This is a genomic window from Pantoea sp. X-Soil-TKNS-1207 (assembly GCF_059730485.1).
In genome coordinates this window covers 1,116,441-1,140,362 of record NZ_AP035958.1, presented here as the reverse complement: position 1 = coordinate 1,140,362, position 23,922 = coordinate 1,116,441, and the positions used below count along the sequence as shown (strand labels likewise).

The following is a 23,922-nucleotide window of genomic DNA, read 5'->3' as shown; positions in this document are numbered from 1 at the left end:
GTCCGCATACAGTCAAACCTTCATGCATAAGGAGTTAAACATGTCACAGACACAGCTGCTGGCGCTGGATGGCCTTTCCTGCGGCCACTGCGTCAAACGGGTTAAAGAGGCGCTGGAACAGCGCAGCGATGTTGAACAGGCTGAAGTGACCCAGCAGGAAGCGCGCGTGACCGGTGCGGCCAGCGCCAGCGATCTGATCGCAACCGTGGAACAGGCGGGTTACCACGCAGCGTTGAAAGACAGCCCAAAGTCTGAACCGTTGACAGCATCAGAGCCGCAGCCGGAGGCGCTGACAACGGAGCCACTCACCTCCCCGGCGGATGACGCCCTGCCCGTCCATCACCTGCTGATTGGCGGCATGAGCTGCGCCAGCTGCGTGAGTCGCGTCGAGCAGGCCCTGCAAAAAGTGCCCGGCGTCAGCCAGGCACGCGTGAATCTTGGCGAACGCAGCGCGCTGGTACTGGGCGATGCGCAGCCTGATGCGTTGATCGGCGCCGTCGATCAGGCCGGTTACTCAGCCGAAGTTATCGGCGATGAGCAAACCCGCCGGGAGCGCCAGCAGGCAAGCGCTCAGCAGGCGATGCGTCGCTTTAGCTGGCAATCCGCGCTGGCGTTGCTGCTCGGCGTGCCAATGATGATTTGGGGGATGCTGGGCGACAACATGATGCTCAGCGACAGCAACATCACCTTATGGCGCACCCTCGGGGTGATCACGCTGCTGGTGATGGTGATTGCTGGCGGCCACTTCTACCGTAGCGCCTGGCGTAGCCTGCGTCACGGCACCGCCACCATGGACACGCTGGTGGCGCTCGGCACCGGTGCAGCCTGGCTCTATTCCATCAGCGTGGCGCTATGGCCGCAATTTTTCCCGCATCAGGCGCGCCATCTCTATTTTGAAGCCAGCGTGATGATTATCGGTCTGATCAATCTCGGCCATGCCCTCGAGCAGCGAGCACGACAGCGCGCCTCCAAAGCGCTGGAACGCCTGCTGGATTTAACCCCGGCGCAGGCCCGCGTCATCAGCGATCAGGGCGAAACCCTGCTGCCGCTTAGCGCAGTACAGCCCGGTATGCGCCTGAAACTGGTGACCGGCGATCGCGTTCCGGTCGATGGCGTTGTGGAAAGCGGCGAAGCCTGGTGTGACGAAGCGATGCTGACCGGTGAAGCGGTGCCGCAAAGCAAGCAGCCGGGAGAGAAAGTCTATGCTGGAACCCTGGTACAGGATGGCACGCTACGCTTTATCGCCCGCGCCACCGGTAGCCACACCACGCTGGCGCGCATCATCAATCTGGTACGTCAGGCGCAAAGCAGCAAGCCCGATATCGGACGCCTCGCCGATCGCATTTCCGCCGTGTTCGTGCCGGTGGTGGTAGCGATTGCGCTGCTGAGTGGGCTGGTGTGGTATCTGGCAGGGCCGCAGCCGCAGCTGGCTTATACGCTGGTGATTGTCACCACGGTGCTGATTATCGCCTGCCCCTGCGCGCTCGGGCTGGCAACACCGATGTCGGTGATCGCCGGGGTCGGCCGCGCCGCCGAGCTTGGTGTGCTGGTACGGGATGCGGATGCGCTTCAGCGCGCCAGCGAAGTGGATACGCTGGTATTTGATAAAACCGGCACCCTGACGCAGGGCGCGCCGCAGGTCAGCGATGTTCTGCTGTATGCCGACTGGGACCGGCAGCAGGTGCTGCACGCCGCCGCGCAGCTGGAGCAAAGTTCCAGCCATCCGCTGGCGAAAGCCATTGTTGCTGCCGCCCCGGACCATCCCGGCGCCGAAGTTGAGCAATTTCGTACAATACGCGGCAAGGGCGTCAGCGCTACAGTCGCAGGCAGCACACGGCTGCTGGGCAACCTGGCGCTGATGGAGACGCAGCAGGTGGATTGCCGCGCCGCGCGCGACGATATCGAACGTCTGGCCGCGCAGGGCGCCACGCCGGTGCTGCTGGCGGATGAACATCGGCTGCTGGGATTGATCGCGCTACGCGATAGCCTGCGTGCCGGGAGCCGCGAAGCGCTGCAACGTCTGCATCAGCAGGGTTATCAGCTAATCATGCTGACCGGCGATCATGAAAAAACCGCACGCGCCATTGCAGCCGAAGCAGGTATTGATCAGGTCATTGCGGGCGTGCTGCCAGAAGGCAAAGCGCAGGCGATTGCGCAGCTGCAACAGCAGGGTCGCAAAGTGGTGATGGTGGGTGACGGCATCAATGATGCGCCCGCGCTGGCCCAGGCGGATGTGGGCATTGCGATGGGCGGTGGCAGCGATGTGGCGGTAGAAACCGCCGCCATGACGCTGATGCGAAATGATTTGCACTGCGTCGCCGATGCGCTGGCGATATCGCGCGCCACGCTGCGCAACATGCGTCAGAACCTGTTGGGGGCATTTATTTACAACAGCCTCGGCATTCCGATTGCTGCGGGTGTGCTTTATCCGTTCACCGGTATGCTGCTCAGCCCTATCGTGGCTGGCGCTGCCATGGCGCTCTCCTCCATTACCGTGGTGAGCAACGCCAACCGCCTGCTGCGCTTTACGCCGCCAGCGCGTGAATAGCAAGCCCTGCCCTGTTTTTCAGGCGGCGAAATCGCTAGCATGGATTTTTGACTTAAAAAGGACAGGGAATGAGACGCAGCCTTTGGCAACGCGTAACACAGCTGACATCGCTGCTTTTTCCGGCCAGCTATCCCTGGCCCGCGATGGATATTCAGCTGGGCGATCGCCGGTTACATCTGGTGGGCAGTATTCATATGGGCACGCAGGATATGCAGCCGTTACCGGCACGCCTGCTGCGCCAGCTGGCGAAAGCGGATGCGCTAATCGTCGAAGCGGACATTACCCAGGGCGCATCGCCTTTTGCCGAGGGTGAGAACCTGGCGCCGCTGGCGGAGCGCCTTTCCGATGAGGTGCTGAGCAGGCTGACGGCGCTGTGTGATGAGCTGACGCTATCGATCAACCTGTTTGACAACCTGCCGCTGTGGCAAATCGCCTTGATGCTACAGGCGCAGCAGGCGCAACGCCTGGGATTGCGGCCGCAATACGGCATCGATTATCAGCTGTTACAGGCGGCCAAAACCGCCCACCAGCAGGTGATTGAGCTGGAAGGCCCGGATACGCAAATCGCACTGCTGAAATCACTGCCGGAGGATGGCCTGTCGCTATTGCTCGATACGCTGGAGCACTGGCACACCAATGCGCGCCTGCTGCAAACCATGATCAGCTGGTGGCTGGATGCCCCACCGCGACAGCAGCCAGTGGCGTTGCCTACCACCTTTAGCAATGAACTGAATGACACCCTGATGCGCAATCGCAATCAACACTGGCGCGAGTTGCTGCTGGCCTTACCGCCGGGTCGTTACGTCGTGGCCGTCGGGGCGCTGCATCTTTACGGGGATGATCATTTACCGGGGCTGCTGAAGGGGCGCTGAAAAAAAAGAAGGCCAATATTGTTATTGGCCCGTCAAAGAGGAATTTGTTTATGATTTTGGTTATCACCAACCATTACTGGCTGGCGCGGGGCCAATTCTCGCGCAAAGTTCAGAATTTCGCCAGTATTATTCACCGTATCTTAAATAAGATTTTTCTTAGCAAGGATTGAAAAATGACGCCCGCGGTAAAATTGCTGGAAAAACAAAAAGTCACGTTTACCCTGCATCCTTACGATCACGACAGCCATGAAACCAACTTTGGCGACGAAGTGGTGCGAAAGCTCAATCTGGATGCGCGCCAGGTCTTCAAAACTCTGCTGGTCGCGCTCAACGGCGATGCCAGGCTGCTGGCAGTAGCGGTGACGCCGGTCTCCTCTCAGCTCGATCTGAAAAAGGTCGCCAAAGCGTTAGGCGCGAAAAAAGCCGATATGGCCGATCCACTGCTGGCGCAACGCGTTACCGGCTATCTGGTGGGCGGTATCAGCCCGCTGGGACAGAAAAAGCGTCTGCCGACGGTGATTGATCAGCAGGCGGCGGAGTTTGCCACCATCTTTATCTCCGGCGGCAAACGCGGGCTGGATATCGAACTGGCGGCGCAGGATCTGGCGCGTCTGCTGGATGCCAGCCTGGCCGACGTGGCGCGGCGCGATTAATCAGGCCGCTGGGCGCATAGTTGATCGATCATCCAGCGCCCGGCGGGTCCGGGTGGATTTCGCGTTGACCAGATCGCTTCCACCGCAATGCGCTGCGGCCAGCCCGGCACCGCCAGCTCCTGCAACACCTGATGACCAAACTGCTGCACCAGCCAGCGCGGCAGCACGCTCCAGCCAAATCCCTGCTCCGCCATTTCCAGCAATAACAGATACGACGGGGCCGACCATACCCTGCCCACCGGCATCGGTTCGCGCGTCTGTACCCAGGTATTCAGCCGCAGCTGACGTAACTCGCCCAGCTGCGCTTCGGTTACCTGTGGACACTGCGCCAGCGCATGATCCCGATGCAGATAGATCCCCATCTGCGCTTCAACCTGCAACCGCGCCACGGCAATATCCGGCGGCAGCGCTGGCTGGGCGCGCACCACGCCGAGATGCACGCGTCCGGCCTGCAACAAATCCAGCGCGTCGGCGTCTTCGGCAATCATGCATTCAAACTCGACCTCGGGATAGCGCGCCTCAAAACGTGTCAGCAGCGTTTCATGATGATCCGCCTGCCAGAAGTCGGAGATCGCCAGGCTAAGACGCGGTTCCACGCCCTGCGCCAGCCGCACCGCCAGCTCATCCAGCCGCTGGCTGGCGGCAAGAATTTGCTGCACCTGCGCCAGCGCACGCTGGCCCTGCTCGGTTAATACCGGCTGCCGCCCCTGGCGGTCAAACAGCACAAACCCTAAATCATCTTCCAGATTCGCCACTGCGCTACTGATGGTGGACTGACTTTTCTCCAGCGCCCGCGCGGCGGCAGAAAAGGAGCCGCTGGCGACGGTCTGGACAAAAGCCTCAAGGGATTCCGGGGAGTATTTCATAGTGAACCATCGCTTTTATCGATAGGTGTTCATTTTATCTTAGCATTGGCGAATGAGAAAATGCTCCGCATAACGAATCAGGAGGTTTTTATGCGTACCCGTTCACTGAAAGAACGTTTTTATCACGCCGCAGGCTTTGAAGTTCTGGCGATTGTGACTGTTGCACCGCTGGCGGCCTGGGCGATGGAAAAGCCGCTGTTTCAGATGGGAGCGCTGGCGATCATGCTCTCGACCGTCGCCATGCTATGGAACATGATTTACAACGCCGGTTTCGACCGTCTGTACCCGCCCGGCAAGGTGCAGCGCGGCCTGGGGCTGCGTGTGATGCACGCGCTGGGATTTGAAGGCGGCTTTATCGTCATTGGTTTGCCGATCGCCGCCTGGATGCTGGGTATTTCCCTGTTAGAGGCCTTTATGCTGGAAGTGGCGTTTTTCCTGTTCTTCCTGCCCTATACCGTGGCCTATAACTGGGTGTGGGATAAACTGCGTCAGCGCTGGATGACGCGCAAAGCCTGCCAGGCATAATCGGTGCGCATCAATGCGCACCCTACCCAAACGGGCATCTGTAGGGTCGCCATTTATGGCGACCGTTTTCCCTGATTTTCTACCGCGTGCGGCAGAATCCACGCCAGTATCGCCTGCGGGTAGCTGCGTTTCTTCGGTTTTTCCTGCGATTTTTCCTGCGCCTTATCCCGTTGCTGTTTCTGCGCGTCCGTCAGATGCACAATCCCCTCGCCCGGCGCGTAATCGCTCACCTTAAGCGGTGAATGATGGCTCACCCAGTCACGCAGTACATCCGCATCGCGCTGGCCGGTATTGGCGTAGCCCGCCTCGGTATCAATACGCGGATAGCCATCACCACCGGTGGCGTTAAAGCTGTTGGTCGCCATGCGGTAGGTTTTATCCTTCTCCAGCGGCTGACCATTAATCTTTACCTCGCTGACGCCACTGCCATCCGCCACCAGGCTGATATTGGCAAACTGCGCAAAACCCCCGGTATCGGTTTTGATATTGGCGACCGTCGCCAGATAAGCCAGCAACTGATTGCCGGTCAGGGTTACCGATACCACCTGATTGCTGAACGGCTGTACCTGAAGCAAATCGCGCCAGCTGATGGCCCCCTGCGCCAGCGAGGCACGGATGCCGCCGCCGCTCATCACCGCAAAATCCGCTTTGGTGGCCGCCATCTGCGCGCGCAGGATCAGTTGGCCCAGATTGGTTTGTACAAAACGCACCTTATCGCGCTCGCCAGCGAAGACCCCGTCGCTGCTGCCCACCTTGACCTCCAGCTTAGCCTCTGCGCGCTTCTGGAACGGCGTCAGCAGTTTCATCATCGCGCTGTTTTGCGGGATCTCTTCCTGCCAGGTAAGCCAGATTTCGCTGCCATCGGCGTTCTTCACCTTATGCTTCAGATTGACCGGAATCAGCTGATAATTATCCAGCGACAGTTCACCGTTGCGGAAAGTGAAATCGCCGCGCCCGACATATTTGCCCCACTCCTTCGCCTGCATAATCCACACCCCGTTCTGGCGATCGGGCTGGCAGGGCTGCCCCGGCTGATAATCCGCTACGCTGAGATTATCTTTCGCCATGCATACCGCATCGTGCGAATGGCCGCCAATAATCAGGTTGATGGTGCCCGGCGGCAGGCGACGCGCCAGTTCGACGTCGCCCGGCGCATTGCTGCCATGCTGACCATCGTCGTAGTGGCCCATATGGGTCAGCGCGATGATCACGTCAGGTTTCTCGCTGGCACGCAGTTCCGCCACCGCCTTTTCAGTCTCGCTGACCGGATCGCGGATCTCCAGACCCGCCATGCTGGCCGGATTGGCGATGCGCAGGGTATCGGGCGTGGTCAGGCCGATCACCGCGATCTTCAGCCCCATCCGGTTGAAAATCGCCCACGGCTTAACCAGCCGCTTACCGCTGCTTTTGACGTAAATATTGGCGGAGATAAACGGGAATTTGGCCCACTTTTGCTGCTTTTCCAGCACGCTGCGCGGCTTATCAAACTCATGATTGCCCAGCACCATGGCGTCATAGCCTACCAGGTTCATGCCACGAATATCCGGTTCCGCATCCAGTAAATCAGACTCCGGCACCCCGGTGTTGACGTCCCCGGCAGAGAGGATCAATGCACCGCCCCCTTTGGCCTGTACATCGTAACGCTGCTGATCCATCAGGGTTTTCTGCGCCGCCAGGCCATACTCGCCCTGCGCATCGGGCCAGAAATGGCCGTGCTGATCGTTGGTATGCAGAATGGTGAGGCGATAGGTCCGGTCGGTTTGCCATGCCTGTGCCAGCATCGGCAGCAGCAACATGATGAGCGCCAGCCAGCGCTTTTTGCGCGGTAATAACAACAAAGCCGATCTCCTTATTCTGCGTTTCTCCACTAACCAGTGGACTTATTGTGCTTTATCGCCCTCCTGTGTCGCACAGTTCGCACTTTAACTCAAGATGAAAGGCTTATAGAGTCATGTGAGACGTAACAAGCTGATAACGATAATTCAATATTTCAGGACTTTTATGGCAAGTGAACAGACCCTCTCCGCCCCGGCACGCGCCCCGGCGCGCACCGCGTTTGGCATTTTAGGGGCCATCAGCCTCGCCCATCTGCTGAATGATATGTTGCAGTCGCTGCTGCTGGCGATTTATCCGCTGCTGCAAAAAGACTTCAGCCTTAACTTTGTGCAGATCGGCCTGATTACCCTGACCTTCCAGGTGACCGCCTCGCTGCTGCAACCGCTGGTGGGTTATTACACCGACAAATACCCGAAACCCTGGTCGCTGCCGGTCGGCATGGGCTTTACCCTGTGCGGCCTGGTGCTACTGACGTTTGCCAGTGATTATGTGCAGGTGCTGCTGGCGGCGGCGCTGGTCGGCAGTGGCTCCTCGGTGTTTCACCCGGAATCCTCACGCGTGGCGCGCATGGCCTCCGGAGGACGCCACGGCCTGGCGCAATCGCTGTTCCAGGTAGGCGGCAACTTTGGCAGCGCGCTCGGCCCGCTGCTGGCGGCAATGATTGTCGCTCCCTATGGCAAAGGCCATCTGGGCTGGTTTGTGTTGGCCGCCCTGCTCGGCATTATCGTGTTGTTGCAGGTCAGCCGCTGGTATAGCCACCAGCAACGCGCCAGCAAAGCCAAACCCGCCGTGGTGCCGTCCAACCCGTTGCCTCGCAAAAAAGTGGCGCAGGCGATTACCATTTTGCTGCTGCTGATCTTCTCCAAGTATTTCTACCTCACCAGCCTGAGCAGTTATTACACCTTCTATTTAATGCAGAAGTTCGGTCTTTCGGTGCAGGCATCGCAATTTCATCTGTTTGCCTTTCTCGGCGCTGTGGCGGCGGGCACCATTATTGGCGGTCCGATTGGGGACAAAATCGGCCGTAAATATGTGATTTGGGGTTCAATTCTGGGCGTAGCGCCTTTCACGTTGCTGTTGCCCCATGCGTCATTAATGTGGACCAGCGTGCTGAGTGTGATTATCGGCCTGATCCTTGCCTCGGCGTTCTCCGCCATTCTGGTGTATGCCCAGGAGCTGTTGCCGGGGCGTATCGGTATGGTTTCCGGGCTGTTTTTCGGTTTTGCCTTCGGTATGGGCGGACTGGGCGCGGCGGTACTCGGCGTAGTGGCGGATCACTCCAGCATTGAATCGGTGTATCAAATCTGTGCCTGGCTGCCTCTGATCGGGCTTTTAACCGCTTTCCTGCCGGATAATCGTCACGCCTGAGTCATTTTCGGGGGGCAATTATTTTTCGCAGCCCCCTTTATTCAGCATGTTTCCTGGCGATAGCATGAGATAACTGACGAAAATAACGTTTCGACTGTGTTTTTATCTCATTTTTTCATTTTTTTCCGTTTATCCCGCCCAAATGTCTAAACGCGATGCGCATTGTGCAGTAAACTCGATTGTTACAAGCGGATACATTTGCACACAAGGAGACAGGCATGCATCACACCACACCGTTGATCACCACCATTGTCGGGGCGCTGGTCCTCGCATTTCTCCTTGGTATGCTGGCAAATCGCCTGCGCATCTCCCCGCTGGTCGGTTATTTGCTGGCGGGCGTTATGGCCGGTCCCTTCACCCCCGGTTTTGTCGCCGACACCAATCTGGCGCCTGAACTGGCCGAGTTAGGTGTGATCCTGCTGATGTTTGGTGTCGGCTTGCACTTTTCGCTGAAGGATTTGATGTCGGTAAAGTCGGTCGCCATTCCCGGCGCGGTGGCGCAAATAGCCGTAGCGACGCTGCTGGGGATGGGTCTGTCGTGGGCGCTGGGCTGGTCAATGATGACCGGGCTGGTGTTTGGCCTCTGTCTCTCCACCGCCAGTACCGTGGTACTGCTGCGTGCGCTGGAGGAGCGTCAGCTGATTGACAGCCAGCGCGGGCAAATCGCCATCGGCTGGCTGATTGTGGAAGATCTGGTGATGGTGCTGACGCTGGTGCTGCTGCCGGCCATCGCCGGGATGCTGGAACAGGGCAACGCCAGTCCGACGATGCTGGTGTGGGATTTGCTGCTGACCATCGGCAAAGTGGTGGCCTTTATGGTGCTGATGATGGTGGTCGGTCGCCGCGTGGTGCCGTGGATCCTGGCGAAAAGCGCCGCCACCGGGTCGCGCGAATTGTTCACCCTCGCGGTACTGGCGCTGGCGCTCGGCATCGCCTTTGGCGCAGTGGAATTCTTTGATGTCTCCTTTGCCCTCGGCGCCTTCTTCGCCGGGATGGTTCTGAACGAATCCGAACTGAGCCACCGTGCCGCGCACGATACCCTGCCGCTGCGCGATGCCTTTGCCGTGCTGTTCTTTGTCTCCGTTGGCATGTTGTTCGATCCGATGATTCTGATCCACCAGCCACTGGCAGTGCTGGGCGCGCTGGTGATTATCGTGGTGGGTAAATCGGTCGCCGCCTGGCTGCTGGTAACCTGGCTCGGCCATTCACGCCGCACCGCGCTGACCATTTCGGTGAGTCTGGCGCAGATTGGTGAGTTTGCCTTTATCCTGGCCGGTCTGGGCATTTCGCTCGGCCTGCTCAGCGAAGAGGGACGCAATCTGGTGCTGGCGGCCGCGATCCTGTCGATTATGCTCAACCCGATTCTGTTCACGCTGCTGGAGCGTTATCTCGAGAAGACCGAGACCATGGAAGAACAGACGCTGATCGATGCCATCGAGGAAGAGAAACAGATTCCGATGGATATCTGCGATCACGCGGTGATTGTTGGTTATGGCCGCGTCGGCAGCCTGCTGGGGCAGAAACTGCTGGAAGCCGATGTGCCGCTGGTCGTGGTGGAGAATTCACGCCCGCGCGTGGAGGCGCTGCGTGAGCAGGGCATCAAGGCGGTGCTGGGCAATGCCGCGCGTGCCGATATTATGGAGCTGGCGCGACTGGATTGCGCGCGCTGGCTGTTGCTGACCATCCCCAATGGTTATGAGGCCGGTGAGATCGTCACCGCCGCGCGTGAGAAGCGCGACAATATCGAGATTATCGCCAGGGCGCATTACGATGATGAGGTCGAGTATATCCTTGAACGCGGCGCCAACCGCGTGGTGATGGGCGAACGTGAGATCGCCAACAGTATGCTGAATATGCTGGAGGAAGAGATTGCGCAGCACCCGATTGTGCGGGAATGCCCGATTTAACTTCCCCCTTCTCCCCGGTCGCCATAAATGGCGACCCTACAAAACCGTAGGGTGCGCATTTATGCGCACCGTTTAGATAACCGCACCCCATCCAATGACGCATTTATGCGCACCGTTCAGGTGCCCGCACATTACCGATCCCAGTACGACTCTTCCAGGCTATCTTCCCGCTCCGGCAGGCCGCGCATCAGACGGGGTGAATGCTGGTTCAGCACCTGATAACTCACGCGGTTAGCGTATTTACACACCTGCGCCAGCGACGAATAGCTCAGGTATTCGCGCGCATGTTTGCTGGAGTTCGGCACTTTCTGCCGGTGAAAATTATTGGCGGTGATGTCGTGCAGCAGCGCCGCTAAGGCGGCATCGCCTGCGCCATTGGTGTTCATAATCTTCTCCGGTCCGCCCATATAAGGCGCAATATGCGAGAAGATACGCAGCGGCTGCTGGCAATCCTGCTGACGCATGGCGCGGCTGAATTCGTATTGATTGAACTCGGCGATCGCGCCCGGCAGCAGCGGATGGTTAGTTTTGCGTTTAAATTCGTCTTCGGTAAAGCCCGCCATATACAACCCGCTTGGCCCGGCGGTGCACAGCACCAAATCCACCCACTCCAGCGCCATATTGGACGCCAGCAGCGGATCGGCCTCACCGGTCAGGGCAAAGGCTTCCTCTTCATTCATGGCCACGATTGACACATGGTCGCGCAAAAAATCGCGCCAGAACTGCGGGTTATCCTGAATGACGTATTTGGTGCCGAGCGTCAGCACCACCGGCACGTTGTGCCGTTTGGCATACTCGATGGCGCGCAGCGTGGCTTGCGGCATCGGTTCACCCGGCTGGCAACGGACCAGATAGGAGGTCAGCACCAGCGCTGACGCACCGGCAATCACCGCTTCCGGGATGCTGTCGGCATGGAGCTGGTTCATCAGGCCTGGGCTGATGGCAAAGGTGCGCTCGCCCTGCTCACCAATCAGGGTAAAGCAGCGGCCAATGGCGCCATCGACGCCCTGCAAATAGTTGAGATCCATCCGGCTGGAGGTGTTGCACAGATAGCGATAGGCATAGCTGCCAATCTGGATGCTATTGCACATCACGCCAAGCAGCACCGAGCGGTCATCCGCCAGCACCGAGTAGTTGTGCAGGGTATTGCCGATAGTGCCACCGGCAAACTGATGCGTAATTAACGCGTCGCGCATCAGTTCGTTATACAGCGCTTCGGCGGTGGCATCATCAATCACCAGCGAATGACCGGCGCTGAGGCCGTAGCGTTGCAGGAACTCATCATCGACTTTGGCTTCAATATCCACCAGCGTCTGGTCGATACCAACCACCCAGCTGCCCTCTTCCTGCTCCTGCTGGGTCGCCTGGAGCAGCGGATCGCGTGCGCTAACGGGGAAGTAGTGTTTGGATTTGCGTTTGCCGGGAAATTTCATGGAGGATGCCGTCAGGAAAATCAGGCAGAGAATGATAGCACATTCTCTGCCGCTCCTTTAACGGCGCGCGTTGACCAGCTGCACCATCATCTCAATATGCGCTTCTTCGGCGTTGAGGGCGGGAATGTACTCAAACTTCTCGCCACCCGCATGGAGGAAGAATTCGCAGTTTTGCTCGCTGATCTCCTCCAGCGTTTCCAGACAGTCTGCCGCAAAGCCTGGACTCATTACCTGCACATGCCTGATACCTTTGGCGGGCAGCCCCTGCATGGTTTCGTCGGTATAGGGCGTCAGCCACGGCTCACGACCAAAGCGCGACTGGAAGGTCATCATAATTTTGTGCGGCGCAATGCCCAGCGCCGCAGCCAGACGCGCGGTCGTATCTTTACAGCGCTGGGGATAATCATCACCTTCGTCTGCAAAACGCTGGGGAATACCGTGATACGACAGGACCAGCAGGTCAGGTTCGCCGTGCAGAGCGAACGAACGCTCCACTGAGGCTTTCAGGGCCGCGATATAGGCCGGATGTTCGGCGTAATCACGAATAAATGCCACTTCCGGCAGTGAACGCAGCGGTTTAAAGCTGGCGGCCAGGCCGTCCCATACTGCGGCGACGGTTGAGCAGGAGAATTGCGGATAAAGCGGCAGCACGATGAGTTTGGTCACGCCCTGCGCCAGCAAACGCTGCACCGCGCCCTCGAGGCTCGGCTGGCCGTAGCTCATGCCCAGCTCCACCGGCATATCGATCTTCTGCGCCAGCGCCTCACGCTGCCGTTTGCTGAAGACCATCAGCGGCGATCCCTCTTCCATCCACACCGACGCATAGAGTTTGGCGACGCGTGGCGATCGGAACGGCAGAATAACCGCATTCAGGATCGGCCACCACAGCCAGCGTGGCGTATCCACCACGCGCGGATCGCTAAGGAATTGTTTCAGATAACGTTTAACCGCTGGCGTGGTAGGTGCATCTGGTGTGCCTAAATTAACCAGTAAAACCCCGGGCTTTTCTTGCCTCATTGTATTTCCTTGCTGTCGAAACGAATGGGTCAAAATCGTGGGAAATTGTAGCGGAAAAAGCGGGAGGGGAAAGCAATTGCTGCAAAAGGGCCGGTAAACCGGCCCTACATGGCTTAACCGAGGATGGTCGCCAGCTGTGCACTCACTTCAGCAACCTGGCGGGTACCGTCGATTTTGTGATATTTGGTGTTACCGGCTGCGGCTTCTGCGCTGTAGTAAGCGATCAGCGGCGCGGTCAGCTGATGGTATTCCACCAGACGCTTACGCACGGTCTCTTCCTGGTCATCTTTACGCGTGGTCAGCTCTTCGCCGGTCGCGTCGTCTTTACCTTCCACTTTTGGCGGATTGTATTTGACGTGATAAACGCGGCCAGACGGCGCATGAACGCGACGGCCAACAATGCGATCCACAATCAGTTCATCCGGTACGGCGAACTCCAGCACGAAATCGACGTTGATACCCGCCTCTTTCATCGCATCGGCCTGTGGAATGGTGCGCGGGAAGCCATCGAGCAGGAAACCGTTTTTGCAGTCTTCCTGGGTAATACGCTCTTTAACCAGCGCAATAACCAGCTCGTCGGTCACCAGTTTGCCGGCATCCATGATGGCTTTCGCCTGCTGGCCCAGCTCGCTGCCCGCTTTAACTGCCGCACGCAGCATGTCGCCCGTGGAGATTTGCGGAATACCGTATTTCTCCATGATAAATTGAGCCTGAGTGCCCTTACCTGCGCCCGGTGCCCCGAGCAGAATAATACGCATTGCGTAATTCCCCTTGCGAATCGCATTGATCAATCTGAGAAGGCGAAGAACATACCACTATGACCCGCACACCACAAGGAAACGGGCGCGGTTACGGACTAATGGCCTACTTTACTGCCTTTTGCCACAGACACCAGCCCAGTGCCGGTTTTTCCCCCTTTTTCGGAATTGCTGCCACCACTCAACAATGTGCGCAGACGCCGTACCAGCGCCGCGGTGGCGTTCTGGCTTTTGGTTGCGCCACCCCGCACATTGGCGCGCAACTGCATCAGGCCCTGAGCCGGCCACAATCGCAGATCGTGATGCGGTTCCGCCAGCATCATGCCTGGCGGCAAGGGAAAAATAGCGAAAGGCAGGCCTGGCTGATGTAACGAATTAAGGAGCAGCGGCGACTCCAGCGCGATGCTATCGACACTGGCGATATTATAGGGCCGCCACTCCCCCGCCTCCATCTGCGCCAGCGCCTGTTCCGGCGCATCGCCCAGCGCCAGTCCCTGCTCGAACAGGCGCAGTTCGCTGCGCACCAGGGTGCTGAAATCATGGGTACGAAGCGCGATCAATACCAGGTCGGTGCCTAACCCGGCATGACGATCGAGCCGGGTGATAAACAGCCGCGCATCGCTGATCAGACGTCGGTGCAGCAGCGTGGCAAAGGATTCTGACGCATCGGTGACGCCCTGGCTCTGACACTCGCTAAGGGGGCGCACGCGACCGTAGATCACATCAACATGTTCAACCAGCGAGATATTGCCCGCCATAACGGGGAGCGCAGGTAATACGCTTAATTCACTGACCGGGTATTGAGAAGCGTAACGGGTTTGATTGCGCGCCTGCTCCTGCCGTAAAAACAGCTGAGAGAGCAGCACCCGCGCAATATGCAATGAAGGTGCAAAAAAGAGGTCGTACTGTTCAAGCCGGTAGTGGCGGGAAAGCAAGCCGCGAAGCCGATCGCGCGCCGCCGCCCTGGCAGAAGTATTCTGTGGAGCCATCGCGTGATTATTCTCTATTTATTGTGCTGTGAGTGACTGCGGGTAACGCTCAAATCTGTAGGGGAAACACAGAGATGCCTGCCCGTCAACCCGCCAGAATCAGGGGGAAAGGTTAGGCCAATGCGGCTGGACTTTGAAATGATATAAACTGACAATCCCTGTTAGGTTTTTACACAGGGGACGAGTATGACCGGGCTACCTTCGTTACGTGCACTGCATTATTTTCACCAGGCGGCACTGCACAGCAGTTTTAGCGTAGCCGCCGAACGTCTGCATGTGACCCACAGCGCCATCAGCCATCAGGTTCGACAGCTGGAAAGCTGGATGGGTAAGCCTCTGTTTGTCCGCACCAATGGACGCGTCAAATTAACCTCACATGGTGAGCGATTGCTGGTCAGCTGTCAGAAGGCCTTCAGCGAACTTTCCACCACCTGTGAAAGTATTCGTACCGGTATGCGCCATCACCTCAGCGTCTCCTGCGCGCCGAGTTTTCTTTCGCAATGGCTGATCCCGCGCATCAGCAGCTTTTACCTGCGCTATCCCGATATCGAGATCCAGTTTCAGCCGCTGGTGGAGATCGATCTGCTGCGCAGCGAACACACCGATGTGCTGATCCTCAGCTACGAACAGTCACCCGACGACGATATCGATGCCACGTTGATCAGCGATGATTACATCGGTCCGTTATGCGCCCCGCAATTTGCGGGACGTTTTCAGCAGGAACAGGATCTCGCCACGCTGCCGTTACTCCATGCCGGTACGCGGCTGCACGCCTGGGCCGAATGGGCGAAAACCAGCGGTGCGCGCGGCAATTTCTGGGTCGGAAAGCATTTCGACAATCTGACGCTGGGCATTCAGGCGGCGAAAAATGGGCTGGGCATTATTATGGCGCCGCGATTGCTGGTGCGTCAGGAACTGCGCGACGGCACGCTGATTGCGCCGTTAGGTTTTGTGCGGGTTGATCGCGCCACCTGGATGATGACCAAAGCGTCACGCCAGCATGATGCGGAGATTACCCTGTTTCGTGATTGGTTGCGGGATGAAGCGCAGAGTTAGCCAGTTTAGGATATGAATCAATGCGGGCGGGGATCAGTGCGGGCGATAAAAAGGAGCGCATAAATGCGCTCCGTACAGGGAGGGTCGGCATTGATGCCGACCGGGTGATCATTACGCCGTCAGCAACTGGTTCATGCGACGGATAAACTGGTTCGGATCGTCCAGCGTACCGCGCTCAGCCAGCAGCGCCTGATCGAGCAGCAGCTCCACCCACTCGCCAAAGCGGCTTTCATCCTGGGTATCCGCCACGCGTTTCACCAGCGTGTGATCCGGGTTCAGCTCGAAGATGTACTTCACATCCGGCACTTCCTGGCCCGCTGCGGCGAACAGCTTCGCCATCTGGGTGCTCATTTCGTTGGCATCGGTGGTAACAATCGCCGGGGTATCGGTCAGACGATGGGTTAAACGCACCTCTTTCACGCGCTCGCCCAGCAGGGTTTTCACGCGATCAACAAACGGCTCCAGCGCTTTTTCCGCTTCTTTCTGTTCTTCGGTCTCTTCGTCGGCCAGTTTGCTCAGCGATTCATCCGCTTTGCTCACCGACTGGAAGGTTTTGCCGTCGAACTCGGTCAGGTAGCTCATCATCCATTCGTCGATACGATCGGACAGCAGCAGCACCTCGATACCTTTCTTGCGGAACAGCTCCAGATGCGGGCTGCTCTTCGCTGCGGCATAGCTGTCGGCGGTGATGTAGTAAATCTTGTCCTGACCTTCCACCATACGACTCAGGTAGTCATCCAGTGAGATGGTCTGCTCGGAACCTTCGCTTTGCGTCGTGGCGAAACGCAGCAGCTTCGCAATCGCCTGCTGGTTAGCCTGATCTTCCGCCGGGCCTTCTTTCAGTACCAGACCGAACTCTTTCCAGAACTGCTGATATTTTTCGGCGTCGTCTTTTGCCAGTTTCTCCAGCATTTGCAGGCTACGCTTGGTCAGCGCGCCACGCAGGCTCTGGGTCACACGGCTGTCCTGCAAAATTTCACGCGAGACGTTAAGCGGCAGATCGTTGGAGTCAATCAGGCCACGCACGAAACGCAGGTAGTTCGGCATAAACTGCTCGGCATCGTCCATGATAAACACGCGCTGCACATAAAGTTTCAGGCCGTGTTTATGGTCGCGATTCCACATGTCGAACGGCGCGCGCGCCGGGATGTACAGCAGGCTGGTGTACTCCTGCTTCCCTTCCACCCGGTTGTGGCTCCAGATCGCCGGATCGCTGAAATCATGGGCGATATGTTTGTAAAACTCGTTGTACTCTTCGTCGCTGATTTCGCCCTTGTTACGCGTCCACAGCGCCTGAGCTTTGTTGATCTTTTCCCAGCTGGTGGTGTCGCTCTCTTCATCTTTGCTTTCGATTTCAACCGGCAGCGCGATGTGATCGGAGTATTTGCCGATGATGCTGCGTACACGCCAGGCATCAAGGAACTCGTCCTCGCCTTCACGCATATGCAGGGTAATTTCGGTGCCGCGATCGGCTTTTTCGATCTCCGCGAGGGTGTATTCGCCTTCACCGGCAGATTCCCAGAACACGCCTTCGTCGGCGCTGGCGCCTGCGGCGCGGGTGCGCACCGTGACTTTATCAGCCACGATAAATGCCGAGTAGAAACCGACGCCAAACTGGCCAATCAGCTGGCTGTCTTTCGCCTGGTCGGAACCCATGGATTCCAGAAACGCTTTGGTGCCAGATTTAGCGATGGTGCCGAGGTTCTCAATCACCTCATCACGACGCATACCGATGCCGTTATCACTCAGCGTCAGCGTGCGATTTTCCTTGTTGACCGAGATACGCACGCGTAAATCACCATCGCCTTCATACAGATCCGGTGCCGACAGCGCGCGGAAGCGCAGTTTGTCAGCCGCATCGGAGGCGTTGGAGATCAGTTCACGCAGGAAAATCTCTTTATTTGAATAGAGGGAATGGATCATCAGGTGCAGAAGTTGTTTTACCTCTGACTGGAAGCCACGCGTCTCTTGTCCTTTCATGGTCATTGCTACCTCAACTGAATCGGGGTTGATCAAACGTTGAGGAAGAGATGGGGGTGGTGCAGAGAATTTCAAGCTGGTGTCAGTGACAACACCAGCAAGTGATTAAAATTTAATCTTGTGACGTCCGGCCAGCGAATGTGACAGCGTGGTGCCGTCAACCATCTCCAGCTCACCGCCCACCGGCACACCGTGCGCAATGCGGCTGGCGTCGACGCCATACTGACCGCACAGCTCAGCAATGTAGTTCGCGGTCGCTTCCCCTTCCACCGTCGGGTTGGTGGCGAGAATCACTTCCTGCAAACGTTCCTGCTCCAGCCTCTGCTCCAGACGATCCAGCCCGATATCCTGCGGGCCAATACCGTCGAGAGGCGACAGATGACCCATCAGCACAAAGTAGCGTCCGGCAAACTGGCCGGTCTGCTCAATGGCATGGATATCCGCCGGGCTTTCCACCACACAAATCTGACCGTTTTGCTGACGGCGTGGATTGGCGCAGATGGTGCAGATTTCCTGCTCGGTGAAGGTGCGGCAATCGGCGCAGTGGCCGATTTCCGACATGGCGCGGGTTAACGCCTGCGCCAGACGCATGCCACCGCTGCGATCGCGCTGCAACAGATGAAACGCCATCCGCTGCGCCGACTTCGGACCTACGCCCGGCAGACAACGCAGCGACTCCATCAAAGATTCAAGCAGTGGACTGGTTTGCATCAGAACGGCATCTTGAAGCCAGGCGGCAGCTGCATCCCGGAAGAGACGGAGGCCATTTTCTCTTTCTGCGTTTCGTCGATACGACGGGCAGCGTCGTTGAACGCAGCGGCGATCAGATCTTCCAGCATGTCTTTGTCATCTTCCAGCAGGCTGGGATCGACTTCCACACGACGGCAGTTGTGCGCGCCGTTGATCGTGACTTTGACCAGGCCAGCACCTGATTCGCCGGTAACTTCCAGCGCGGCGATCTCTTCCTGAACTTTGGCCATTTTGTCCTGCATCTGCTGGGCCTGTTTCATCAGATTGCCCAAACCGCCTTTTCCAAACATAGTTCTCTCTCTCTGCTGGGGCTGCGTCGCGCGCACATCGCGCGGCAGCATGTTCAAACGGGTCGAATACTCTCTTCATCCAGATCAGCGTCAAAAAAGCGACGCAGCGTCTGAATGTGGGTATCGCTGTCGATCGACTGACGCGCCTGCGCCAGTTTCTCTTCATAAATGGCCTGACGCCATTCCAGTGGCGTCAATACCGGGGAATTATCGTCTTCAATGATGGTCAGTTCAACCGCCTGACCGGCCGCCTTGCTCAGCGCCTCCGCTAAAGCCTGGCGCGCTGAACCGGAATTCAGGTGGCGCTGGCTGCTGCGCAAATGCAGGCAGATACCGTTATCGTTCTGCTCTTTCCACGCGTTGAGCGCCAGCTGCTGCACCAGTTTTGGCAGCGCCAGCGCGGCGATCTCCGCCGCCCAGGCATCACGCTGCTGTGCTTCTTCCGCCAGACGCTGCGCCAGCTCTGGCGTTTTCTCATGCTCCAGCGCGGAACGCAAGGCTTTTGGCGTTGCCACCGGCGCAACCACGACTTCGGTCGGCGTTTGCGATTTCCAGCGATACGCTTCCGGCTTCGCTGCCGGTTTTACTGCGGGTTCAGCGGCACGTTGCTGCACCCGTTCGGTGACGTTGGCGAGGCGTTCCAGCGCCGGATTAGCCGGCCGCGCGGAACGCGCTGCCGGCTCACTCTTTTTTGCTTTACTGGCTCCCTGGCGCAGCAGTTGCGTACGGGCCTGCAACAGCTGGCTGGTGGAGTCAGACATATTCTCCGGCGCGGGGGCCATATCAGGATAATCGGCAGGGATTGGCGGAGCTTCAGTCTGGGGCGGCGCCATTTGTGGTTGTGCCGCCACAACAGGGGCCGCTGCCGGGATCGCCTGTGGCGTCAACACCGGACGCGCAACCGGTTCGGCAATCTGCGCCTGCGGATGGAACGCCAGCGCGCGCAGCAGCGTCATTTCAACGCCGAGCCGACGATCCGGTGCCAGCGGCAGATCTTTGCGCCCCATCAGCAGCGTCTGATAATAGAGCTGCACATCGGCTGGCGGCAGTACGCGCGCCAGCTCGCGCAGACGCTGTGCCTGGCTAAATTCATCATCGTTAAGTGAGGCAGGCAGCAGTTGCACCATCGCGATATGGTGCAGCTGGCGCAGCATTTCCACCAGCAGCGCTTCCCACTCCACGCCGCGTGACGCGGCCTGATTGAGCAGCGACATCACCTGCTCGCCATTGCCGTCGCTAAGCGCTTCAATCAGCGCCAGCGGTTGTTCATCGTCGAGCGTACCGAGCATCTGCGCCACAGTATCGCGCGTGACGCTGCCCTGTCCCATGGCAATCGCCTGGTCAGTCAGGCTCAGCCCATCACGCATACTGCCATCGGCGGCGCGCGCCAGCAGTTGCAGCGCGCGCGGCTCGGCGGCGATCTGCTCCTGTTGCAGAATATGCTCCAGCTGCTGGCGAATTTGTTCAACATCCAGCGCTTTGAGATGAAATTGCAGACAACGCGACAGAATGGTGACCGGCAGCTTTTGCGGATCGGTGGTCGCCAGCAGGAATTTGACGTGTGAAGGCGGTTCTTCCAGCGTTTTCAGCAGGGCGTTGAAGCTGTGACGCGACAGCATATGCACTTCATCGATCAGATAGACCTTGAAGCGCCCGCGCGCCGGTGCGTACTGGACGTTGTCGAGCAGATCGCGCGTATCTTCGACTTTAGTTCGTGACGCCGCATCGATCTCAATCAGATCAACAAAACGGCCCTGCTCAATTTCCCGGCAGTTATCACACACGCCACATGGGGTGGAGGTGATACCGGTTTCGCAGTTGAGACCCTTTGCCAGCAGACGCGCAATCGAGGTTTTGCCCACGCCGCGGGTGCCGGAAAAGAGATAAGCATGATGGATTCGTCCCAGTGACAACCCGTTGGCCAGCGCAGTCAGCACATGTTCCTGACCGACTACGTCAGCGAAAGCCTGGGGACGCCATTTTCGCGCAAGTACCTGATAGCTCATGTGGATTCGATCACTGGATTTGGTTGAGTTGGCACAGCGGCTCGGCTTAAGAGCCGTGGCCCGCCGTCAGAAAAAAGGGGAAAAATGCTGCTTTGCAAACCCTGTTTATTTTGGCAGTAGTCTAACAGCCACAACCGGATATGCCTATCATTTTGCGGAGACGGCGCCCCGCCAGACAGCGGAGCGCACAGGCCTTAGTGGCCGGGGAAATTGACCAGACTGAAGCAGTTGAGGCCCATCGCAGTCAGGCGAGCTTCACCACTCAGATCAAACAGATTAATAACGAAAGCCGCGTCTTTAACTTCACCGCCCGCACGGCGGATCAGTTTCACCGTGGCTTCAATGGTGCCGCCGGTTGCCAGCAGATCGTCCACCACCAGCACCACATCACCCGGCTGGATGGCATCCTGATGCAGTTCCAGCTTATCGGTGCCGTATTCCAGCTCATAGCTTTCGCTGTAAGTCGCACGCGGCAGTTTGCCCGGCTTGCGTACCGGCACAAAACCCACACCTAAACCCAGTGCGACCGGCGCACCAAACAGAAAGCCACGCGCTTCCGTTCCCACCACCTTGGTGATGCCTTTGTCGCGATAACGCTCAACCAGAATGGCGATCGACGCGGCATAAGCCTGCGGATCTTCCATCAGACTGGTGACGTCACGGAACAAAATACCCGGCTTCGGGTAGTCAGGAATGCTTTTGATACTGTTTTTGATGAGTTCAAGCTGCTCGGCAGTTGCGGTCATAGTGTTACGCCTGGTGAAATCCCGGTTTCGCGCAGCTCCCATAGCGCCATCACCCGGAGACCGGGTTAAGCGAAGTCAGTTCACAGAGGGAAGCCACGCACAAAGACGCCCAAATCTAAGCAAATGGTCGGCTAAATGCAACCCTGTCAGCCCGCTTCGCGTTCGTCTGTACTTTCTGCCACCACCGGGATGCGCCACATAAACAGCAGCAACAGGCACAGCATCAGCGCCAGCATAATGCGCACCCACAGCAGATGAACCAGAAAGAGGGAGACGGCAAAGGTGATAATTATCAGCAGCATGGCCCGCCCTTTCGCACCGGGCGGCATCGCACGATGACGCTGCCAGTGGCGCAGATAACGGCCAAAAGGTGAGCGCCACAACAGCCAATGATGAAAACGCGGCGACGAACGGGCAAAACACCAGGCCGCCAGCAACACGAATGGCGTGGTAGGTAATAAAGGTAATACAATGCCCAGCGTGCCCAGCACGATCGCCAGCCAGCCAAGGCTCAGTAATAAAATGCGTTGCATACCTGATGCCTGATTGAGTCTATACCGCGTTACGTTAACACAGTCGGGAAATGAGTGATGCCCTTACCGCGCCCACAACAACGTCTTCAGGCCACCCTCAACCTGCTGCGCCAGCAAATCGCACAGCAGCCGGATGGCAGCTGTCGTCAGCCGCGCTTTGATGCGCAATTATTTCACTGCAAGGGAACACGACTGGCCGACTATTTGCGCGAGCTGGAACATAATGTCGCCCAGCTAACCGCCGCTGACCAGGATGTGGCGCGCCGTCAGTGGCTGGCGGACAAAGTCGTGGATCAAATCGCCGCCCTGCAACGCGAATGCGAGAGTCAGCAGCTGCGGGTGGCGCGCGAACGTCCGCGCGGCGACTTCCGACAGCAGAAACGCGAGGAGTATCAGGGCTATGAAACCCGCCTGCTGGCGATGATCGCCGAGCGCGAGCTGCATCTGAAACGCGCCGAGACCCTCAGCGTGCAGCAGCAATTGATTCGTGAACTGGAACAGCTACAGGGACGGCTGGGACGTTGCCGCCAGGCGTTGCATAAGCTGGAACTGCAATACCCTGCACGTTAAGCACAACGATCTTTCTTCTATACTCTCCTCTGCTGATAAGAGGAGCGGAGAATGGCTTTTGTCATCTGGATTCTGACCGGTCTTGCCGCAGGCTGGTTGAAACGCCTGATTTTTCCCGGACGGCCCGGCGGCTTTGTCGCCACCCTGGTGCTGGCGGTAATTGGTGCGCTGGTGGGCGGATATATCGCCAGCTACTTTGATGCGGGCGATATGCTGACGCTGCATCCTGCCGCCTGGGCTACAGCGCTGGCGGGGGCGTTGCTGATGCTGCTGGTTGTTGCGAAACTACGAATTTAGGAGAAGAGATGTCACTGGAAACTGCTTCGGATGAGATCAAACTGGCGGTGGATCTAATTCAGCTGCTGGAAGAAAACCATATTCCCGCCTCTACGGTGCTGGCAGCGCTGGCGATTGTCCAGCGCGACTATGAACAAAAACAGGCCGTGGAAAAAACCCGCTAAGCTCGCGCCGTTACGAACCGGCACCTCACCCCGGATTCACCAGCGTAGGGCTGAACCGCAGCATATCAAGCAGTGCATCCACCAGACGCGGCGCATCCGCCGCCAGGTCAAAACTTTCCGGGGTAAACAGCCAGCTCTCCATCATCCCGTTAATATAGGCGCGCATAATTAAAGCCGCCTGGCGCGTATTGAGGGTTGCGGGCAACTGACCGGCATCAATGCATAACCGCAATACGTCTTCTATTCTGTCGTAACACTCCAACAGCAAACTCTGCTGAATGTTTTGCAAGGTCGCCATCTCACCGACAAATTCACATTTATGAAAAATGATCTCCATCAATGCGCGTCTTTGTGGATCCTTTGCTGTGGCTTCAAGGATATAGATCACCATTGAACGCATAACAGATAGTGGATCGTCGGGGTATTTTGTCTGATACTCAAGTTCCACATCATCAAGCCCAGCGTCACATTGCAGCCAGATTTCATGTAACAGGTCAGCTTTATTCTTGAAATGCCAGTAGATGGCTCCCCGCGTTACGCCGGCAGCCGCAGCAATATCCGCCAGCGAAGTAGCGGCAACACCGTGTTCAGAGAAGTGGGCTAACGCGGCGTCGAGAATTTGAGTACGTGTTTCAAGCGCTTGCGCTTTGGTTTTTCGTGCCATAGAGGACAGTTTTTACAAACTGGCAAGTTTACATACATTTGTGAATGTATGTACCATAGCACGACCCGTGTTTTAACGCACAATGGGTTTAACG

23 protein-coding genes and 1 other annotated feature are annotated in these 23,922 nt (G+C 57.9%); of the genes, 10 read left to right on the top strand and 13 right to left on the bottom strand.

Going from position 1 to position 23,922, the window contains the following annotated elements; translation table 11 throughout:
• Positions 1-40: 40 nt before the first annotated feature.
• From copA to ybaK, 3 genes are all read left to right on the top strand, one after another.
• On the top strand, positions 41-2,548 hold the full coding sequence (gene copA / locus AC6I8V_RS05160; RefSeq protein ID WP_497844844.1) for a copper-exporting P-type ATPase CopA: 2,508 nt from the start codon (positions 41-43) through the stop codon (positions 2,546-2,548).
• Positions 2,549-2,616: 68 nt separating this feature from the next.
• The gene (locus AC6I8V_RS05155) at positions 2,617-3,420 is read left to right on the top strand and encodes a TraB/GumN family protein (protein ID WP_497844843.1); all 804 of its coding nucleotides are present in this window, start codon (positions 2,617-2,619) and stop codon (positions 3,418-3,420) included.
• 173 nt (positions 3,421-3,593) lie between these two features.
• Positions 3,594-4,073, top strand: coding sequence for a Cys-tRNA(Pro)/Cys-tRNA(Cys) deacylase YbaK (gene ybaK, locus AC6I8V_RS05150; RefSeq protein WP_497844842.1), 480 nt, complete (start codon positions 3,594-3,596; stop codon positions 4,071-4,073).
• Here ybaK and AC6I8V_RS05145 read toward each other — a convergent pair.
• Complete coding sequence (locus AC6I8V_RS05145) at positions 4,070-4,939, bottom strand: LysR family transcriptional regulator (RefSeq protein ID WP_497844841.1); 870 nt, start codon at positions 4,937-4,939, stop codon at positions 4,070-4,072. The two genes, ybaK and AC6I8V_RS05145, sit on opposite strands and share 4 nt — an antisense overlap.
• Before the next feature lie 90 nt (positions 4,940-5,029).
• Here AC6I8V_RS05145 and AC6I8V_RS05140 point away from each other — a divergent pair, with 90 nt between their 5' ends.
• Complete coding sequence (locus tag AC6I8V_RS05140) at positions 5,030-5,464, top strand: multidrug/biocide efflux PACE transporter (RefSeq protein ID WP_497844840.1); 435 nt, start codon at positions 5,030-5,032, stop codon at positions 5,462-5,464.
• 53 nt (positions 5,465-5,517) lie between these two features.
• On the opposite strand, the gene ushA is transcribed toward AC6I8V_RS05140, so the two are convergent.
• A complete protein-coding gene (ushA, locus tag AC6I8V_RS05135; protein WP_497845765.1) occupies positions 5,518-7,260 on the bottom strand; it encodes a bifunctional UDP-sugar hydrolase/5'-nucleotidase UshA in 1,743 nt (580 codons plus the stop codon).
• 205 nt (positions 7,261-7,465) lie between these two features.
• On the opposite strand from ushA, the gene AC6I8V_RS05130 reads away from it, so the two are divergent.
• A complete protein-coding gene (locus AC6I8V_RS05130) occupies positions 7,466-8,668 on the top strand; it encodes an MFS transporter (RefSeq protein ID WP_497844838.1) in 1,203 nt (400 codons plus the stop codon).
• 218 nt (positions 8,669-8,886) lie between these two features.
• Positions 8,887-10,575, top strand: coding sequence for a YbaL family putative K(+) efflux transporter (gene ybaL, locus AC6I8V_RS05125; RefSeq protein ID WP_497844837.1), 1,689 nt, complete (start codon positions 8,887-8,889; stop codon positions 10,573-10,575).
• Between the two features lie 131 nt (positions 10,576-10,706).
• Here ybaL and AC6I8V_RS05120 read toward each other — a convergent pair whose 3' ends face one another.
• The 4 genes from AC6I8V_RS05120 to AC6I8V_RS05105 form a co-directional block, all read right to left on the bottom strand.
• A complete protein-coding gene (locus tag AC6I8V_RS05120) occupies positions 10,707-12,008 on the bottom strand; it encodes an inosine/guanosine kinase (RefSeq protein WP_497844836.1) in 1,302 nt (433 codons plus the stop codon).
• Positions 12,009-12,065: 57 nt separating this feature from the next.
• Positions 12,066-13,025, bottom strand: a complete 960-nt coding sequence (hemH, locus tag AC6I8V_RS05115; RefSeq protein WP_497844835.1) for a ferrochelatase — start codon at positions 13,023-13,025, stop codon at positions 12,066-12,068.
• Between the two features lie 113 nt (positions 13,026-13,138).
• Positions 13,139-13,783 (bottom strand): adenylate kinase, encoded by a 645-nt coding sequence (gene adk / locus AC6I8V_RS05110; RefSeq protein WP_497844834.1) that lies wholly within the window; start codon positions 13,781-13,783, stop codon positions 13,139-13,141.
• Positions 13,784-13,881: 98 nt separating this feature from the next.
• On the bottom strand, positions 13,882-14,772 hold the full coding sequence (locus AC6I8V_RS05105; protein ID WP_497844833.1) for a DUF6024 family protein: 891 nt from the start codon (positions 14,770-14,772) through the stop codon (positions 13,882-13,884).
• A 186-nt stretch (positions 14,773-14,958) separates the two neighbouring features.
• Here AC6I8V_RS05105 and AC6I8V_RS05100 point away from each other — a divergent pair, with 186 nt between their 5' ends.
• Positions 14,959-15,828, top strand: a complete 870-nt coding sequence (locus AC6I8V_RS05100) for a LysR substrate-binding domain-containing protein (RefSeq protein WP_497844832.1) — start codon at positions 14,959-14,961, stop codon at positions 15,826-15,828.
• A 111-nt stretch (positions 15,829-15,939) separates the two neighbouring features.
• On the opposite strand, the gene htpG is transcribed toward AC6I8V_RS05100, so the two are convergent.
• From htpG to AC6I8V_RS05070, 6 genes are all read right to left on the bottom strand, one after another.
• A complete protein-coding gene (gene htpG / locus AC6I8V_RS05095; protein WP_497844831.1) occupies positions 15,940-17,814 on the bottom strand; it encodes a molecular chaperone HtpG in 1,875 nt (624 codons plus the stop codon).
• 99 nt (positions 17,815-17,913) lie between these two features.
• Entirely contained in the window at positions 17,914-18,519 is a 606-nt protein-coding gene (gene recR, locus AC6I8V_RS05090; protein WP_497844830.1) for a recombination mediator RecR, read from the bottom strand.
• The gene (locus AC6I8V_RS05085; protein ID WP_031377860.1) at positions 18,519-18,848 is read right to left on the bottom strand and encodes a YbaB/EbfC family nucleoid-associated protein; all 330 of its coding nucleotides are present in this window, start codon (positions 18,846-18,848) and stop codon (positions 18,519-18,521) included. Before AC6I8V_RS05085 ends, recR begins: the two co-directional genes overlap by 1 nt.
• Before the next feature lie 53 nt (positions 18,849-18,901).
• Positions 18,902-20,854 carry a DNA polymerase III subunit gamma/tau gene (dnaX, locus tag AC6I8V_RS05080; protein WP_497844829.1) on the bottom strand — a complete coding sequence of 651 codons (1,953 nt, stop codon included), beginning with the start codon at positions 20,852-20,854 and terminating at the stop codon, positions 18,902-18,904.
• Positions 19,499-19,560 (bottom strand) — a sequence feature (DnaX frameshifting element). Its footprint overlaps the gene before it by 62 nt.
• A 194-nt stretch (positions 20,855-21,048) precedes the next feature.
• The gene (apt, locus tag AC6I8V_RS05075; RefSeq protein WP_497844828.1) at positions 21,049-21,600 is read right to left on the bottom strand and encodes an adenine phosphoribosyltransferase; all 552 of its coding nucleotides are present in this window, start codon (positions 21,598-21,600) and stop codon (positions 21,049-21,051) included.
• A 146-nt stretch (positions 21,601-21,746) separates the two neighbouring features.
• Positions 21,747-22,133, bottom strand: a complete 387-nt coding sequence (locus AC6I8V_RS05070) for a DUF454 family protein (RefSeq protein WP_497844827.1) — start codon at positions 22,131-22,133, stop codon at positions 21,747-21,749.
• A gap of 57 nt (positions 22,134-22,190) precedes the next feature.
• On the opposite strand from AC6I8V_RS05070, the gene priC reads away from it, so the two are divergent.
• Genes priC through rsmS form a run of 3 tightly spaced genes read left to right on the top strand, consistent with a single transcriptional unit; the run spans position 22,191 to position 23,164 of the window.
• Positions 22,191-22,703 (top strand): primosomal replication protein PriC, encoded by a 513-nt coding sequence (gene priC / locus AC6I8V_RS05065; RefSeq protein WP_497844826.1) that lies wholly within the window; start codon positions 22,191-22,193, stop codon positions 22,701-22,703.
• A 51-nt stretch (positions 22,704-22,754) separates the two neighbouring features.
• Entirely contained in the window at positions 22,755-23,000 is a 246-nt protein-coding gene (locus AC6I8V_RS05060; protein WP_497844825.1) for a GlsB/YeaQ/YmgE family stress response membrane protein, read from the top strand.
• Positions 23,001-23,008: 8 nt separating this feature from the next.
• Complete coding sequence (gene rsmS, locus AC6I8V_RS05055) at positions 23,009-23,164, top strand: pleiotropic regulatory protein RsmS (RefSeq protein ID WP_497844824.1); 156 nt, start codon at positions 23,009-23,011, stop codon at positions 23,162-23,164.
• Between the two features lie 25 nt (positions 23,165-23,189).
• On the opposite strand, the gene acrR is transcribed toward rsmS, so the two are convergent.
• Complete coding sequence (gene acrR, locus AC6I8V_RS05050; protein WP_497844823.1) at positions 23,190-23,828, bottom strand: multidrug efflux transporter transcriptional repressor AcrR; 639 nt, start codon at positions 23,826-23,828, stop codon at positions 23,190-23,192.
• Positions 23,829-23,922 lie beyond the last annotated feature (94 nt).